This window comes from Ensifer sp. 2TAB8, assembly GCF_052115125.1.
In the GTDB taxonomy this organism is placed as follows: Bacteria; Pseudomonadota; Alphaproteobacteria; order Rhizobiales; family Rhizobiaceae; genus Ensifer.
The window spans coordinates 73,380-88,598 of the sequence record NZ_JBFRGB010000007.1; the positions used below are offsets into that span (position 1 = coordinate 73,380).

Below are 15,219 nucleotides of genomic sequence, written 5' to 3' on the forward strand. Positions count from 1 at the left end.
TGGCTGAAACTTTGGATGGAGGCGAAGGCGGGCGTCGACCAAGGGTTCGGCAGCACTTTCTGGGCYAAGCGGGCCACGGGCGTGAGGACGCGACAGGGTCGCCGCAGCACCTCGAGCGGCAGCATGTTGTAACGGAGACAGGCAGCAGGCTTTCGATGTTGCCRGCCTTGCAAAGATCGCTTCTGCCGCTATGCAGGAAGAACCGGCGAAAGCGGCGCGCGTCCCCAGGCGAGCGCGGACAGGCAAGGGCATCCGATGGCATTTCGTTCCCGTATGCGCGATTGGCTTCTTGCCAACGATCCGGCCTTCTCGCGGTTGCGACAGGCCTCACGCATCACCACGACGATCGTCGTTTCCGTGCTGATCCTGATGGCGGTCCATTATGTCATCGTGCCGCTGCCACCGGCGGCCTATGGCCTTGCCGCGTCACTGTCGATCGAGGGCGGACTGGCGGTGCGCGACCGCACGATTGCAGGGCAACGCGTCACGCGCATCATCGCTGTCCTCGTCGGCGTTTCGATGATCTGGCTCGCTTCGCTGCTCGAGGAATATCGTTACGTCTCGGACGTCGTCTTCCTGCTGATCATCTTTCTCGCGGTCTATGGCCGCTCGTTCGGCCCACGCGGCTTTGCCGTCGGCATGTTTGCCTTCATGTCCTATTTCACCGGCGCCTATCTCCGTCCAACGGCCGATCAGTTGCCGGCGCTCTTCTTCGGGGCCGCGGTGTCGGCGACGGTCGCCCATCTCGTCCGTACGCGGCTGCTGCCGGATGATCGCTACCGCGATCTGCTGCGCGCCGCGGCCAGCGTGCAGCGCCGCGTCGACCAGATGCTGCTGCAATTGGCGGAGATCGCCCGCAAGCCCGTGCTTTCCGAGGTCGACCGGCGTCGGCTGCTGACGGCCGAAGAGCGGCTGAAGGAAGCAGTGCTGATGGCCGAAAGCTTCATTCCGACCGAGAACCGGCGGCCGGGACCGGAGCCCGGCCTTGCGTCCTCGGATCTCGTCGTCAACCTCTTCGACCTGCACCTCGCCGCCGAAAGCGTGATCGTGCTGAGCTTCCAGTCGATGCCGCCACCGGCGCTGGTGGAGGCGATGCTGGCGCGCGATGGTGAAAGGATCGACGAGGAAATCGCGCGCCTTGGCGAGGCCGCTCCGCGCCGCGAAGAGACGGTGAAGGCGCTGCGCTGGCTTCGCAACGTCCGGCAGCGGCTTGCCCGCAGCCTCGCGAAGCTGACGCCGGTCGATCTCGAAGAGCCGCCAGCGCTTGAGGGGGGCGCGGCGACGCGCTGGAAGCCATCGCTTGCCGACCCGGCGCTGAAGACGGCGATCCAGATCACGCTTGCTACGGGCATCGCCATGGTCTTTGGCCTGATGCTATCGCGCGAGCGCTGGTTCTGGGCGGTGCTTGCGGCGTTCCTGGTCTTTACCAATACGCGCTCGCGCGGCGATACGGCCGTCAAGGCGCTGCAGCGTTCAGCTGGTACGCTCTTCGGCATCGTGGTCGGCATCGTCGTTGGCACGCTGGTCGGCGGCAGCATCTATCTGGTTCTGCCGCTGAGCGCGCTTTGCGTCTTTCTCGCCTTCTATTTCCTGGCGGTCTCCTATGCGACGATGACCTTCTTCATCTCGGTCGTGCTGTCGCTGGTCTACAGCCTCATGGGCGTGCTGACCCCGCATCTCCTGCAGCTGCGCCTCGAGGAAACGATGATCGGCTCGATCGCCGGCGCGGCGGTTGCCTTCGTCGTGTTTCCGACCCGAACGCGCACGACGCTCGATGCCGCCGTCGCAACCTGGTGCGACGAGCTGACGGGCCTGTTGCAGGCGGCGAGGGACGGGGCCTCGGGGTTGATGCTCATCACCCGATCGCAGGCGCTCGACCGGGCCTATCGCGATCTGGCTGCCGCGGCAAAGCCGCTCGGGCTTCCCTGGCAACTCGTCACGCGTCCCGGCCATGTCCGCCAGGCCCTGGCGATCTTCATGGCCTGCACCTATTGGGCACGGGTGTTCGCGCGGCGCGTCGGCACGGATGCAGACGTGGAGGGCACGGCATTCAAGGACGACATCGACGCCAATCTCGCACTCGTTCAGTCCGTGCGCGACAAGGCGTCGGCCTATTTCTACGAGGTCGGCCGGATCGGTGGACCGGTCGATCGGCATCTGCCGATATCGCGAGACGACGCGGAGCTCGGCCTTGAGATGATCGGCGTCTCTCTCAACCGCCTTCATCTGTAGTGGACTTTAATTTCCCCGGTATTTGTGCGAGGGAAGCGCCGAACGACAGGCGAAGGCACGAGAAAATGGCAGGTACGAACAGCGAGCGCGAACTTCTGGCGGAAGGACCGGCGATCATCCTCGCGTATCCGCAGCTCGGCGAAAACATCGGCATGGTCGCCCGCGCGATGGCGAATTTCGGCCTGGCCGAGCTTCGGCTCGTCAATCCGCGCGACGGCTGGCCGAGCGAAAAGGCGCGCTCCGCCGCGAGCCGTGCCGACCATGTGATCGACGCTGCCAAGCTTTATGGCTCGGTCGAAGAGGCAATTGCCGATCTCAACTTCGTCTATGCCACGACCGCCCGCGACCGCGACGGCTACAAGCCGGTGCGCTCGCCGATCGTCGCAGCCCGCACGCTGCGCCAGCGCTTTCAGGGGGGCGAGAAGACGGGCATCCTGTTCGGGCGGGAACGCACCGGCCTCACCAACGAGGAAGTGGCCCTTGCCGACGAGATCGTGACCTTCCCGGTCAATCCGGCTTTCGCCTCGCTCAATCTCGCCCAGGCCGTGCTCCTGATGTCCTATGAGTGGCTGAAGACCGGCATGGAATCGGAGGACCAGACCTCGTTCCAGGCGATCGAGCAACGACCGGCCACCAAGGAGCATCTTCAGGGCCTGTTCGAGCATGTCGAGGAGGCGCTCGATGCGCGCAACTATTTCCGCTCCGCCGATAAAAAGCCGAAATTGGTCGAGAACCTGCGCGCCGTTCTGACCAGACCATCCTTTACCGAATCGGAAATCCAGGTGCTGCGCGGCGTCATCTCTTCGCTCGACCGGTTCACGCGGGAAAACCCGCGGGGCTCCGGCGCTCCGAGTGATAGCAGCAGGGGCGAGCACAGCAGGAAAGCGCGAGACAACGGTGACAGCGACTGAACTGAAACCCATCCTCGTTTTCGACAGCGGCATCGGCGGCTTGACGGTGCTGCGCGAGGCGAGGGTGCTGATGCCCGAGCGACATTTCATCTATGTCGCCGACGATGCCGGCTTTCCCTATGGCGGTTGGGAAGAGGCGGCGCTGAAGGCGCGGGTGATCGAACTCTTTGGCCGCCTGCTCACCGAACACGATCCGGAAATCTGCGTAATCGCCTGCAACACCGCCTTCACGCTCGTCGGCGCCGATCTGCGCGCAGCCTATCCACAAATGACCTTTGTCGGCACGGTCCCGGCAATCAAGCCAGCGGCCGAGCGCACACGCTCCGGGCTGGTCTCAGTGCTGGCGACGCCCGGCACGGTCAAGCGTGCCTATACCCGCGATCTCATCCAGTCCTTTGCCAGCCAGTGCCATGTGCGGCTCGTCGGCTCCGAGAACCTCGCCAAGATGGCGGAAGCCTATATTCGCGGCGAGAAGTTCGACGACGAGACCGTCCTTGCAGAGATCGCGCCGTGTTTCGTCGAGATGGACGGCAGGAAGACCGATATCGTGGTGCTCGCCTGCACGCATTATCCCTTCATGGCCAACGTTTTCCGCAGGCTCGCACCCTGGCCGGTCGACTGGCTGGATCCGGCCGAAGCGATCGCCCGGCGGGCGCGCTCGCTGGTGCCGCAGCCAAACGGCTTCGAGCCGCTGAACGGCCAGGACCCGGCGATCTTCACCTCGGGCAAACCCGATTTTGCCACGCGCCGGCTGATGCAGGGCTTCGGGCTGACGGTGGCACCTGAAGCCATCGTGGAAAAACGAGCAGGGCACGCCGAAGCGCTCGGGTAGAGCCCTGTTCATGCGTCGCTACGACCGGCACGGCCCTCTAAAGGAAGATCGCCAGCAACAGGCCGATCAGAACGGCCAACACGCAGGCGGCGCGAAAGCGCATGCGGCCGGCCCGTGCGGCGTCGTCTTTCGAGGCGACCCGTTGCGTGTCCTTGTAAGCATCGCGCATACGCTGATCGAGATTGTGCAGCTCCATCTGCTGTTCTGTTTCATAGTGCTCCATTCCTGCCCCTGGCAAATCGCTTCGACTAAATCCCAAATGGGCATTCGTCCCTACTCGCCAAAGGACGATCTTCAACTTTATATTGTGGCGGTTCGGATCTACATCCGGTTATTCTGCGTAGACTCGCCCGTGCGTATTCCCTGTGGGTTTTGTGCGCCGGCGGCACGATTTCCGGGAAAACCGTGCTAGGTGTCGCCCGACGGGCGGTCTCCGCGTGATCGCGAATCAGTTCAACACGAAGAGGTGGAAATGAAGGTCGGCATCGACATGGGAGCGACGTCCGAAGGGACATCGGCCTCGCTCGATATCGAGGAGCTTCTGGCCACCCGTCTTCTGGTGCAGGGCAATTCCGGTTCGGGCAAGTCGCATCTTCTGCGCCGCCTGCTGGAGCAATCGGCGCCCTGGGTGCAGCAGTGCATCATCGATCCCGAAGGCGATTTCGTCACGCTCGCCGACAAGTTCGGCCATGTGGTTGTCGAGGGCGAACGGACCGACGCGGAACTGATAGGCATTGCCACCCGCATCCGCCAGCACCGCGTCTCCTGCGTGCTGTCGCTGGAAGGGCTCGATATCGAGCAGCAGATGCGCAATGCCGGCGTGTTCCTGAACGCCATGTTCGATGCGGACCGCGAATACTGGTATCCGGTTCTCGTCGTCGTCGACGAGGCGCAGATGTTTGCGCCATCGGTCGCCGGCGACGTCACCGAAGAGGTGCGCAAGATTTCGCTCGGCGCCATGACCAACCTGATGTGCCGCGGCCGTAAGCGCGGCCTTGCCGGTGTCATCGCCACGCAGCGCCTGGCGAAGCTTGCCAAGAATGTCGCCGCGGAAGCCTCGAACTTCCTGATGGGGCGCACTTTCCTCGACATCGACATGCTGCGTGCCGCCGATCTGCTCGGCATGGACCGGCGCACGGCAGAAATGTTCCGCGACCTGAAGCGCGGCTCCTTCGTCGCGCTCGGCCCGGCGCTTTCACGACGCCCGCTCAAAGTGACGATCGGCACGGTCGAGACTTCGGCACGCTCGACGAGCCCGAAGCTGATGCCGCTACCCGAAGCCCCGCAGGACGTCGAAGACCTGATCTTCACGCCGGATCCGGACGAATTGACCCGGCCGATCATGCGCCGCGTCGTCGCGCCGCCGCGGCCAACGACCGACATCCTTGCCGAACTGTCGCGTCCGCGGCCGGAAGCCGCTGCGCCGATCGAGGCACGGCAGGCCCAACAGGAGATGTCTGCCGAAGAAAAGGAGACCCTGCTCGACGGCGTCTTCGCGGAAATTCTGACCAATCCGGAGGCGGCCTTCCGGCCCGATGCGGAACTGTTTCAGGACTTCCTGGTGCGATGCCGCATCCGTCGCCTCCCGTCAGGCGCTGCCCTTTCGCTCAGCGCGTTTCGCCGCAAGATGGCGGTCGCCCGTTCTGGGATCGACGCCGAGACGGCAGCGACGGAGGTTTGGGCACAGGCGTTGCTGCTCGCCGATCGCGTCACCGAAGACCTGCAGGCGGTGTTCCTGATGATGGCGCAGGCCGCAATTCGCAGCCTGCCGTGTCCTTCGGACGCGATGATTGCACGGGCCTACGGCACGCATTCCGCAAGACGGGCCCGTCGACTGCTCGGCTATTTCGAGGAACATGGGCTGATCGTCATCCATGCCGATTTCACCGGCAAACGGATCGTCGCGTTCCCGGACCTTGGCAGCGAGACCGCGCCCGGCGATGCGAACGGACCCGACACGGCAAGCACGACGGCCGCGGCGGCCGAGTAAGCTCTACCTAAGCTGCCGCCTTCCAGTGCTGGCACAGCGCGACCATCGCAACAGGCGCTACAGCCAACTCTGAACCACCCGGTCGGATGCGTGGATGCAGGTCATTTGCAGCCGGCCGGTGCCGATGTTGACGAAACGGTGCGGCGTTTCGGGGTCGACGACGATGATGTCACCGGCCTTGCCCATGATCTTCTGCTCACCCACCGTGAATTCGGCTTCGCCAGAATGAACGATCCACGTCTCCGGATAAGGGTGGACGTGAAGGGCTGGCCCCTGGCCGGGTTCGGCATCCATGAGAAAGAGCGAAATCGGGGTTCCGAATTGACCGCCCTCGAACAGGATCGTTCGGTTGGGGCTCTGTTTCTGCTCTGCACGTGGAATGACATGAAACATGCTGGCCTCCCTAGTCGTTCGGCTTGGCTTTCTCAAGCGGATGAATTATCTTCACGAGAAGATATTATGTGAAACTATCTTCCCGTCAAGATAGATTGATGAAGATCGAGGTGAACGATGCGGAACGAGAATGAGGCGAGGGATCACGTCGATCGGTTGCAGGGGCAGTGGCAGCGTGAACTGCCCGATCTCGATACCGAGCCGATGACGATCCTCGGGCGTGCCTACCGCCTTTCCAATCTCGTCCGTCCGTCGATCGAGGAGACCTTTGCCTCCTTCGGCCTCGACCGCGGCGAGTTCGACGTGATTTCGACGCTGCGGCGATCCGGGCCGCCCTATCGACTGACGCCGACGGACCTCTATACGTTGCTGATGATCTCGTCGGGTGGGCTGACGCACCGGCTCGACCGGCTGCAGAAGGCAGGACTGATCCTGCGTGAACGCTCCGCATCCGATGGCCGCAGCAGCGTCGTCGGATTGACCGACAAGGGAGTAGCCCTTGCGGAAGCGGCGATTCGCGCGGATATGACCAGCGAAGCACGTTACCTCGAAGGGTTGAGCTCGGAAGACCGCGCCGCTCTGGCTGGGTTGCTCAGGAAGCTGCTCGTCTCGCTGGAACGGGCCTGACCTGTTGATCCGGCCTGAAGCGAAGCCGATTGCCACGATTTCGTTTGACAATAGTGGCCCGACCCACTAAAGCCGCCCCAACGCCGGGCAGAAATGTCCGGTGTTTCATTTGACATGTCCCGTGGCTTCTCCGTCAGCGTGATCGTGAGAAACCTGTCAGAACCCCGAAAATGGGTTCAGAGGAGGGCGTGTTTCCTTGATCCGGCTTGGAAACAGGCCGGTGTAACCGTTTGAAAGGAAATGCGATGAGCAAGCGCGAATCGTCCAAGTATAAAATTGACCGCCGTATGGGCGAAAACATCTGGGGCCGTCCGAAGTCCCCGGTTAACCGCCGCGAATACGGCCCGGGCCAGCACGGTCAGCGCCGCAAGTCCAAGCTTTCGGACTTCGGTGTACAGCTGCGCGCCAAGCAGAAGCTCAAGGGCTACTACGGCGACATCCGCGAGAAGCAGTTCCGCGCGATCTTCGCTGAAGCTTCCCGCCGCAAGGGCGACACCCCGGAGAACCTGATCGGCCTGCTCGAATCGCGCCTCGACGCGATCGTCTACCGCGCCAAGTTCGTTCCGACCGTCTTTGCTGCCCGTCAGTTCGTCAACCACGGCCACGTCAAGGTCAACGGTGTTCGCGTGAACATCGGTTCCTACCGTTGCAAGCCGGGCGACGTCATCGAAGTCAAGGAAAAGTCCAAGCAGCTCGTGACCGTTCTCGAATCGGTTTCGCTCGCTGAACGCGACGTTCCTGATTACATCGAAGTCGACCACAACAAGATGGTTGCGACCTACGTCCGCGTGCCGGTTCTCTCCGACGTTCCTTACGCCGTCGTCATGGAACCGCACCTGGTCGTCGAATTCTATTCGCGTTAATCCGAGGCTCGCGCCTTGTGACGTTTCGAAAACCGCCCGGAAACGGGCGGTTTTTTTGTCTGTAGCCTTCGCTACGCGACCGCACTCCGATCATGGCGATCTCACCCCTTGTCTCCGAAGGCGGTGAGCGAGAGGGAAGCCGATGCCTGAGCAGAACGCTCCGCAAGACCTGCAGGCGATCATCGACGATATCCACCGGGAACTGAGCCCAAGGTTCGGCCAAGGCAAGGTCGCCGACTACATTCCGCAGCTCGCGCGGGTCGATGCCAAGCATTTCGGCATGGCGATCGTCACCACCGATGGCAAGATCTATCGGGTTGGCGATGCCGAGGTGCCGTTTTCGATCCAGAGCGTCTCGAAGGTGTTCACGCTGACGCTGGCGCTCGGCAAACACGGCGAGAACATCTGGCACCGGGTCGGTCGCGAACCGTCCGGCTCCGCGTTCAATTCGATCGTGCAGCTCGAGCATGAGGGCGGAAAGCCGCGCAATCCCTTCATCAATGCCGGTGCGATCACCATCAGCGACCTGATCCTCGCAGGCCATACGCCGCGGGAACTGATCGGCGAAATCGTGCAGTTCGTCCGCTATCTTGCCGACGACGACCAGATCGTCATCGACCACGAGGTTGCGCGTTCGGAGACGGCCACCGGCTACCGCAACTTCGCGCTCGCAAACTTCATGCGCTCCTATGGCCGGCTCGACCATCCTGTCGACCACGTGCTCGGCGTCTACTTCCATCATTGCGCCCTGGCGATGACCTGCAGCCAGCTGGCGAAGGCCGGCCTGTTTCTGGCCGCAGGCGGCAGTAACCCGCTGACCGGCCACAATGTGGTCTCGCGCCAGCGGGCGCGACGCATCAACGCACTGATGCTGACCTGCGGCCACTACGACGGCTCGGGCGATTTCGCCTATCGCGTCGGCCTGCCCGGCAAGAGCGGCGTCGGCGGCGGCATCCTGGCAGTTGCTCCGGGCAAGGCGTCCGTCGCCGTCTGGTCGCCGGGTCTCAACGAGAACGGCAATTCGCTGCTCGGTTCGCTGGCACTCGAAATGCTGGCGGCACGCACCGGCTGGTCGGTGTTCGGGTCGTAACGGCCAGCCAGCGGGCGATTTTCCTTGATCTTGACGGCTGGAGCGGGCAAGTGCAGGCCAAGATTTGCCGGGCGCCGGTTGCGCCCGCGCCTGCCGCACAGGATCCCCTGCCATGGACCTTTCGCTCACGTCGTCGCAAGACCCGGTCGAAGCCACTTTCGATGAGGTCGAGATCGACGCCGGCACGCATCCGCTGTTCAGCCGCATGCCGTCCTCCGTCTCGTTCAACAAGCTGCGCAAGCGCCTGCTGCGCCAGACCCGCCAGGCACTCGACGACTTCGGGATGTTGAAAGGCTCGAAGCGCTGGCTGATCGGTCTTTCCGGCGGCAAGGACAGCTATAGCCTACTGGCGCTTTTGATGGACCTGCAATGGCGCGGGCTGTTGCCGGTGGAACTCATCGCCTGCAATCTCGACCAGGGGCAGCCGAACTTCCCGAAGCATATCCTTCCGGAATATCTGCAATCGATCGGCGTCAAGCATCGCATTGAGTATCGTGACACCTATTCGATCGTGAAGGAGAAGGTGCCGACGGGTGCCACCTACTGCTCCCTCTGTTCGCGGCTGCGCCGCGGCAACCTCTATCGCGTCGCCCGCGAAGAGGGCTGCGACGCGCTGGTTCTCGGCCACCACCGCGAGGACATCCTCGAAACCTTCTTCATGAACTTTTTCCATGGCGGCCGGCTCGCCTCGATGCCGGCAAAGCTCCTCAACGACGAAGGCGATCTGATGGTGCTTCGTCCGCTTGCCTATGCGGCCGAAGATGATCTTGCCAAGTTTGCCGCAGCGATGGAGTTCCCGATCATCCCTTGCGATCTCTGCGGCTCGCAGGACGGGCTCGAGCGCAATGCGATGAAGGCGATGCTTTCCGATATCGAGCGACGCATGCCCGGCCGCAAGGACACTATGCTGCGCGCGCTCGGCCATGTGAACCCGTCGCATCTGCTCGATCCCAAGCTGTTCGATTTCCAGTCCCTCACACCGGAGCCCAAAGAATGAGCCATTCCGTCGACATCGCCGGCCTCGCCAACCTCATGCAGGAGGCGGCGGTCAAAGAAATCCTGCCGCGGTTCCGCAATCTCGGGGCGGATGATGTCCGGATGAAGTCGGAAGCGATCGATCTCGTGACCGAAGCCGACGAGGCGGCCGAACGGCTGATCAAGTCCCGTATGGAAGACATAGCGCCCGGCGCACTGTTCATTGGCGAGGAATCGGTCGCCGCCGACCCGGCGCTGCTCGACAAGCTTGCCGATGCCGAGCTTGCCGTCGTCGTCGACCCGATCGACGGCACCTTCAATTTCGCTGCCGGCGTGCCGCTTTTCGGCGTCATGGCGAGCGTCGTTGCGAAGGGCGAGACAGTTGCCGGCATCATCTACGATCCGCTCGGCAACGACTGGGTGATCGCGGAGAAGGGCTCGGGCGCCTGGATGTGCCGCCCGGATGGGACGCAGGAGCGCATGTCGGTCACCGTCGGCGTGCCGCTCGAAGCCATGGTCGGCGGGGCCTCGACAGGTTTCTACCAACAGGAAGCACGACGCGAAGTCATGGCCAACATGGCCAAGGTCCGCATCGCCACCAGCTATCGCTGCGCCGCGCATGAATACCGCATGCTTGCCGGCGGCCACATCCACTTCCTGATGTACCAGAAGCTGATGCCCTGGGATCATCTCGCCGGTACGCTGATCTCGCAGGAAGCCGGTGCCTATGCCGCCCGCTTCGACGGTTCGCCCTATCTGCCGGCCCATCTCAATGGCGGACTTCTGCTGGCGACAGACAAGGAGAGCTGGGAGACGCTGCGCAGCGAGGTCTTCACGGTCTGAGCTGTTCGAAGCAGCCCGAAAATGCGAAAGCCCGCCCGGATCGCTCCGGGCGGGCTATTTGTTTGCCTTCTGGCGGCCGTCACATATGGCCGCCGCCGTGATCCATGGAGACGTCCTTGTCGCCCGGATGGGTGAAGAGCTTGCCCTTTTCAGCCCAGAGCGTTGCAAGGATCGTCACCGCGCCGAAGAGCGCGAAACCACCGAACAGCGGCTGCAACGTGCCATTGAAGAGCTGGCCGACAGCGCCGCCGATGAGCGCGCCACCGGTGGTCGAAACGAAGCCGGTGATCGCCGTTGCGGTACCGGCCAGGTGCCCCATCGGCTCCAGGCTGATCGCGGTGAAGTTCGTTGCGATCACCGCAAAGAACATCAGGAGCACCGAGAACATCAGGTAGCTGACGACGAAGGCCGGCGTGCCGGAGAGCGACATCACGAAGCCTGCGACCGAAATCAACGTGAACAGGATCATCGAGACGTGCGAGATGCGGCGCATGCCGAAGCTGCGGACGAAGAAGCCGTTGGCGAAGTTCGCAACCGCAATGCCGCCGGCCGTGCCGGCAAAGGCGATCGGCAGCCACTCGCCGAGGCCGTAGACCTCGCCGAAGATCTGCTGGACGGTAACGATATAGGCGCAGATGACGGCGGTAAACATCGTCATGCCGATCATGTAGCCGCAGGTGATACGGTTGGTGAGTACGGTCTTGAAACCCGATGCCACCGCGCCGACGGAGAGCGGCATGCGCTCCTCTTGGGGCAGGGACTCCTTCATGCGGGAAAAGGCCCAGACGAAGAGGATCGCGCCGATGATGCCGATCAGGATGAAGATCCAGTGCCAATTGGCATAGAGGATCACGAGCTGGCCGATCGAAGGGGCGACGATCGGCACGATCATGAACACGATCATGACATAGGACATGACGCGCGCCATCTCGCGGCCGCCAAAGCAGTCGCGCACGATCGCCATGGTGGTGATGCGGATCGCAGCGGCGCCGATACCCTGAATGAAGCGCAGGATGAGCAGCGTCTCAAAGCTCTGGGTAAGCGCAGCCGAAAACATCGACACGGTGAAAAACGCGAGGCCGCCCAGCAACACCTTGCGACGGCCGAAGGCGTCGGAAAGGCTGCCGAAGAAGATCTGCGAGAGGCCGAAGCCGAGGAAGAAGACGCCGATCACCAACTGGCTATCGTTGGTGTTGGCGACGTTCAGCGACTGGCCGATGGCCGGCAACGCCGGCAGCATGCTGTCGATGGCGATAGCGACGCTCGCCGTCATGACGGCGATGGTGATGATGAACTCGACGATGCCCATGTTGAGGCGTTGAGCCCCGGAAACCCCGTCGATATGTTCGGATTGATTGGCAATGGTGGACATTTGGGAAAACCCGTAAATTCAATCTTTGGAGAGACTGGCCGGCAGTTTGGGGCGCTACAGCGACCTTTCGCGTCTTAAGACACGCATGGCACTTTAGAGATCAACCGGCCGGCTGATGGTGCGGTTTGAACAGCTTGCCGCGTTCGGCGATGAAAACGAAAACGAGACCAATCGCGGCAACGGTGAAGTAGCCAGTGGCAAGCGGCGTGGCCGTGCCGTCGAAAGACTGGCCGATGAAGGCTCCGATCACGCTTCCGCCGATCGTCTGCATGAATCCGAGCACGGAGGATGCGGTTCCGGCGACGTGTCCGAGCGGCTCCATGGCCATGGCGTTGAAGTTTGGCGCGATCAACCCGAACTGGAACATCGTGGCGCAGTAGAGCACGACGAAAATCGGGAAGGGCAGCGGTCCATAGAGTGAGGCCGACATCCAGACGAAGCTTGCGAGCGTGAAGCCGCAGAGCGCCGCATGTGAAAGCGGCCGCATGCCGAAGCGGCGGACAAGGCGGGAGTTGGTGAAGGAAGCGACCGCCATCATACCGGCAAACGCCGCGAAGACAAGCGGAAACCACACGCCTAGGCCGTAGACGCCGACGAGCACCTGTTGCGCCGAGTTGATGAACCCGAAGAGCGCGCCAAGGATCACAGAGGTCGCGAGCGTATAGAGCAGCGACAGCCGGTTGGTCAGCACGATGCGGAAACCGCTGAGGATGACCGACGGCGTGAAGTCGCGGCGATGCGCCGGATCAAGGGTTTCGTCAAGCTTTGAGACCACGAGCGCAATGATCATCACCGCATAGACTGCGACGACCACGAAGATCATGTGCCATTCTGCAAAGCTGATGATGAGCTGACCTATGCTGGGCGCGACGACCGGAACGATCATGAACACCATCATGACCAGCGACATGACCTCCGCCATCTGCCGGCCGCCATAGACGTCGCGCACGATCGAGATGGTGATGACGCGCGTCGCCGCCGCACCCGCGCCCTGGACGAAGCGCAAAGCCAGCATGAGGCCGAAGCTTGGCACGACGGCGATTGCGAGCGCACACAGTGCGTAGAGAACGAGACCAGCGAGAAGCGGCGGCTTGCGGCCGAACCGATCCGACAGCGGGCCGAAGAACAGTTGTGCCACGCCCATGCCGAGCAGATAGGCGGTGATGATGTATTGCCGCTCATTTTCGGAGGCAACGCCAAGGCTCGCGCCGATCTGCTGCAGACCGGGAAGCATGATGTCGATCGAGATCGCGTTGGTCGCCATCAGCATGGCCATCAATGCGATGAACTGGAATTTCGTGAGGCCGGGCCGGGCGTCGTCGTTGGTCGTACTTGTCATTTTCAAAAAGTCCTAACGGCGCATCGGGCGCAAGCGGAACAGGTTGGTCCGGAGCAGATCCGGAAAAAGAGGATGTCTGCTGGCGTCATGCCGGCAGGCATATGAATTGCGAGCAGGGGCCGCCGGGGCGATATGAAACCGCACGGACCGGGCCGGCATGAAGCAAGGGAAGCGTCGAGCGGCGGGGACCGGACTTCCGGCGCCAGAGCGAGGCGAGGACCTCTATGAGCAGCTTATGCCGAACGATCGCAACCGATTCATGACAGGCCGGACATCAGATATCCGGCCCTTCGCCCGCTCCTGAACGCCGGCAGGCGCTCGTGAAGAAAGCACGCTCTGAACGCATCTCGACGGCTCCCGCGCGAACACGCGCGAAAAGCCTCCAGAAGAACAACGAAAATTAGGCGATCCGGAACGACCGTCAGAATCAAAAAAGGCGGTTGCCCGCCTTCTCCGAAAGATCGGGACGAGGCGTCGCTAGATCAGGCAGCAGCACCCTTGACGGCAATGCCCTGCGCCTCAAGGTGCGACTGCAGTTCGCCGGCCTGGAACATCTCGCGCACAATGTCGCAACCGCCGACGAATTCGCCCTTGACGTAGAGCTGCGGGATCGTCGGCCAATTGGAGTAATCCTTGATGCCCTGGCGCAGGTCCGCGTCGGCGAGCACATTGACGCCCTTATAGTCGACGCCGATGTAATCGAGAATCTGGACCACCTGACCGGAGAAGCCACACTGTGGGAACTGCGGCGTACCCTTCATGAAGAGCACCACATCGTTCGTCTTGACTTCATTGTCGATGAATTCGTGAATTCCGCTCATCTTGTCTTCCTTCCTGCGCCGGCTTCAAGGGCCGGATATCTATTGGCTCTTAGATAGCATGCATATCGGTGATTTTCACCACCCATTCGCAACAAATATTGATGGTCCTCAAGATGTGGTTTTATTACCACTCCCGCGCCACGCGCCTCATCAGACCACGCGCAAAGCGCACTGCAGAGACCTTTGCCTTGCACGTTTTATCCTTAAATCGACCAGGAATTAAGGAGCATGCCGCCGTCAGGCGGTGCGGCGACGGGTCTTGCTGCGCGCCGCAGCCGTACGGCGACGGCTGACCTGCTTCTTGGCCGGCTTGCTGACGGCAGCCTCGAGGATATCCCCGAGGATGCCGCCGCCGGAAGTCGTCCGCGCCCGACGCTTCGTCCGCTTGGTCGAGGTTCGCTTGACGCCGGTCTTCTTGAGGATTTCCCTCAGCGCGCTATCGACAACGCCGCTGACAAGTTCCTTGATCAGATCAGCCATTCCGGCTCACTCCGGCGCGCTCGTCTGCAGGGCGAGGGCGTGCAAGACACCCCCCATGTTGCCCTTGAGCGCGTTGTAGACCATCTGGTGCTGCTGCACGCGAGTCTTGCCACGAAACGCTTCGGCCACGACTTCGGCGGCATAGTGGTCGCCGTCACCGGCCAGATCGCGGATCGTGACCTTGGCTCCGGGAATCCCGGCCTTGATCATGTCTTCGATGTCGCCTGGTGTCATGGGCATGATACGCCAACTCCTTGTTTTTCTGCAGTGCCGACCGCGTCGCCAGTACCGCTCCATACCCTCAGGGAACCACGATTCAGGGGCGAAACGCAATTGCTGAATCAGGTGAGCAACAACGAGGTGCGGCCGACAATTGACGTTCTGCAAATCTGCAGAAGGTTCCTGCGACAAAGCTGATAGCAGTGAAATGCCGGTTCCGCTCTAGTGCGCA

The 15,219-nt window shown here is 62.3% G+C and carries 16 protein-coding genes; 9 read left to right on the forward strand and 7 right to left on the reverse strand.

Features of this window, described 5'->3' with window-relative positions; translation table 11 throughout:
- The first annotated feature begins 255 nt into the window (after nt 1-255).
- The 3 genes from AB4Z53_RS14065 (at nt 256) to murI (ending at nt 3,975) form a co-directional block, all read left to right on the forward strand.
- Nucleotides 256-2,232 (forward strand): FUSC family protein, encoded by a 1,977-nt coding sequence (locus tag AB4Z53_RS14065; protein ID WP_441596364.1) that lies wholly within the window; start codon nt 256-258, stop codon nt 2,230-2,232.
- A 65-nt stretch (nt 2,233-2,297) separates the two neighbouring features.
- Entirely contained in the window at nt 2,298-3,143 is an 846-nt protein-coding gene (locus tag AB4Z53_RS14070; RefSeq protein WP_441596365.1) for an RNA methyltransferase, read from the forward strand.
- Nucleotides 3,130-3,975 (forward strand): glutamate racemase, encoded by an 846-nt coding sequence (murI, locus tag AB4Z53_RS14075; RefSeq protein ID WP_441596366.1) that lies wholly within the window; start codon nt 3,130-3,132, stop codon nt 3,973-3,975. Before AB4Z53_RS14070 ends, murI begins: the two co-directional genes overlap by 14 nt.
- A gap of 37 nt (nt 3,976-4,012) precedes the next feature.
- Here the strand turns inward: murI and AB4Z53_RS14080 are convergent, their stop codons facing one another.
- Nucleotides 4,013-4,198: a hypothetical protein gene (locus AB4Z53_RS14080; RefSeq protein ID WP_113540051.1), complete on the reverse strand. Its 186-nt coding sequence runs from the start codon at nt 4,196-4,198 to the stop codon at nt 4,013-4,015.
- Between the two features lie 249 nt (nt 4,199-4,447).
- Between AB4Z53_RS14080 and AB4Z53_RS14085 the strand changes: the two genes are divergently transcribed.
- Nucleotides 4,448-5,965, forward strand: coding sequence for a helicase HerA domain-containing protein (locus tag AB4Z53_RS14085; RefSeq protein WP_441596367.1), 1,518 nt, complete (start codon nt 4,448-4,450; stop codon nt 5,963-5,965).
- 57 nt (nt 5,966-6,022) lie between these two features.
- Here AB4Z53_RS14085 and AB4Z53_RS14090 read toward each other — a convergent pair whose 3' ends face one another.
- Entirely contained in the window at nt 6,023-6,358 is a 336-nt protein-coding gene (locus tag AB4Z53_RS14090; RefSeq protein WP_291161832.1) for a cupin domain-containing protein, read from the reverse strand.
- A gap of 117 nt (nt 6,359-6,475) precedes the next feature.
- Here AB4Z53_RS14090 and AB4Z53_RS14095 point away from each other — a divergent pair, with 117 nt between their 5' ends.
- The 5 genes from AB4Z53_RS14095 (at nt 6,476) to AB4Z53_RS14115 (ending at nt 10,756) form a co-directional block, all read left to right on the forward strand.
- Nucleotides 6,476-6,985: a MarR family winged helix-turn-helix transcriptional regulator gene (locus tag AB4Z53_RS14095; protein WP_113540048.1), complete on the forward strand. Its 510-nt coding sequence runs from the start codon at nt 6,476-6,478 to the stop codon at nt 6,983-6,985.
- Between the two features lie 245 nt (nt 6,986-7,230).
- Entirely contained in the window at nt 7,231-7,848 is a 618-nt protein-coding gene (gene rpsD / locus AB4Z53_RS14100) for a 30S ribosomal protein S4 (RefSeq protein ID WP_113540047.1), read from the forward strand.
- Nucleotides 7,849-7,990: 142 nt separating this feature from the next.
- Complete coding sequence (locus tag AB4Z53_RS14105; RefSeq protein ID WP_113540046.1) at nt 7,991-8,938, forward strand: glutaminase; 948 nt, start codon at nt 7,991-7,993, stop codon at nt 8,936-8,938.
- A gap of 112 nt (nt 8,939-9,050) precedes the next feature.
- Nucleotides 9,051-9,935 carry a tRNA 2-thiocytidine(32) synthetase TtcA gene (gene ttcA / locus AB4Z53_RS14110; RefSeq protein WP_441596368.1) on the forward strand — a complete coding sequence of 295 codons (885 nt, stop codon included), beginning with the start codon at nt 9,051-9,053 and terminating at the stop codon, nt 9,933-9,935.
- The gene (locus AB4Z53_RS14115; protein WP_113540044.1) at nt 9,932-10,756 is read left to right on the forward strand and encodes an inositol monophosphatase family protein; all 825 of its coding nucleotides are present in this window, start codon (nt 9,932-9,934) and stop codon (nt 10,754-10,756) included. Before ttcA ends, AB4Z53_RS14115 begins: the two co-directional genes overlap by 4 nt.
- Nucleotides 10,757-10,835: 79 nt before the next feature.
- Here AB4Z53_RS14115 and AB4Z53_RS14120 read toward each other — a convergent pair whose 3' ends face one another.
- From AB4Z53_RS14120 to AB4Z53_RS14140, 5 genes are all read right to left on the reverse strand, one after another.
- On the reverse strand, nt 10,836-12,128 hold the full coding sequence (locus AB4Z53_RS14120) for a multidrug effflux MFS transporter (protein ID WP_162768893.1): 1,293 nt from the start codon (nt 12,126-12,128) through the stop codon (nt 10,836-10,838).
- A gap of 100 nt (nt 12,129-12,228) precedes the next feature.
- Nucleotides 12,229-13,467, reverse strand: a complete 1,239-nt coding sequence (locus AB4Z53_RS14125; protein WP_441596369.1) for a multidrug effflux MFS transporter — start codon at nt 13,465-13,467, stop codon at nt 12,229-12,231.
- A 482-nt stretch (nt 13,468-13,949) separates the two neighbouring features.
- On the reverse strand, nt 13,950-14,288 hold the full coding sequence (gene grxD, locus AB4Z53_RS14130) for a Grx4 family monothiol glutaredoxin (protein ID WP_058328257.1): 339 nt from the start codon (nt 14,286-14,288) through the stop codon (nt 13,950-13,952).
- A 237-nt stretch (nt 14,289-14,525) separates the two neighbouring features.
- The gene (locus AB4Z53_RS14135) at nt 14,526-14,768 is read right to left on the reverse strand and encodes a hypothetical protein (RefSeq protein ID WP_223727470.1); all 243 of its coding nucleotides are present in this window, start codon (nt 14,766-14,768) and stop codon (nt 14,526-14,528) included.
- A 6-nt stretch (nt 14,769-14,774) separates the two neighbouring features.
- Nucleotides 14,775-15,008 (reverse strand): BolA family protein, encoded by a 234-nt coding sequence (locus AB4Z53_RS14140; protein ID WP_057248940.1) that lies wholly within the window; start codon nt 15,006-15,008, stop codon nt 14,775-14,777.
- Between the last annotated feature and the right edge of the window lie 211 nt (nt 15,009-15,219).

What these genes read in the sequence shown, in the direction of transcription:
- AB4Z53_RS14065 (WP_441596364.1), top strand. Translation starts at nt 256, where the DNA reads ATGGCATTTCGTTCCCGTATGCGCGATTGGCTTCTTGCCAACGATCCG.
- AB4Z53_RS14070 (WP_441596365.1), top strand. Translation starts at nt 2,298, where the DNA reads ATGGCAGGTACGAACAGCGAGCGCGAACTTCTGGCGGAAGGACCGGCG.
- AB4Z53_RS14080 (WP_113540051.1), bottom strand. Translation starts at nt 4,198, where the DNA reads ATGGAGCACTATGAAACAGAACAGCAGATGGAGCTGCACAATCTCGAT.
- AB4Z53_RS14085 (WP_441596367.1), top strand. Translation starts at nt 4,448, where the DNA reads ATGAAGGTCGGCATCGACATGGGAGCGACGTCCGAAGGGACATCGGCC.
- AB4Z53_RS14090 (WP_291161832.1), bottom strand. Translation starts at nt 6,358, where the DNA reads ATGTTTCATGTCATTCCACGTGCAGAGCAGAAACAGAGCCCCAACCGA.
- AB4Z53_RS14095 (WP_113540048.1), top strand. Translation starts at nt 6,476, where the DNA reads ATGCGGAACGAGAATGAGGCGAGGGATCACGTCGATCGGTTGCAGGGG.
- rpsD (WP_113540047.1), top strand. Translation starts at nt 7,231, where the DNA reads ATGAGCAAGCGCGAATCGTCCAAGTATAAAATTGACCGCCGTATGGGC.
- AB4Z53_RS14105 (WP_113540046.1), top strand. Translation starts at nt 7,991, where the DNA reads ATGCCTGAGCAGAACGCTCCGCAAGACCTGCAGGCGATCATCGACGAT.
- ttcA (WP_441596368.1), top strand. Translation starts at nt 9,051, where the DNA reads ATGGACCTTTCGCTCACGTCGTCGCAAGACCCGGTCGAAGCCACTTTC.
- AB4Z53_RS14115 (WP_113540044.1), top strand. Translation starts at nt 9,932, where the DNA reads ATGAGCCATTCCGTCGACATCGCCGGCCTCGCCAACCTCATGCAGGAG.
- AB4Z53_RS14120 (WP_162768893.1), bottom strand. Translation starts at nt 12,128, where the DNA reads ATGTCCACCATTGCCAATCAATCCGAACATATCGACGGGGTTTCCGGG.
- AB4Z53_RS14125 (WP_441596369.1), bottom strand. Translation starts at nt 13,467, where the DNA reads ATGACAAGTACGACCAACGACGACGCCCGGCCCGGCCTCACGAAATTC.
- grxD (WP_058328257.1), bottom strand. Translation starts at nt 14,288, where the DNA reads ATGAGCGGAATTCACGAATTCATCGACAATGAAGTCAAGACGAACGAT.
- AB4Z53_RS14135 (WP_223727470.1), bottom strand. Translation starts at nt 14,768, where the DNA reads ATGGCTGATCTGATCAAGGAACTTGTCAGCGGCGTTGTCGATAGCGCG.
- AB4Z53_RS14140 (WP_057248940.1), bottom strand. Translation starts at nt 15,008, where the DNA reads ATGCCCATGACACCAGGCGACATCGAAGACATGATCAAGGCCGGGATT.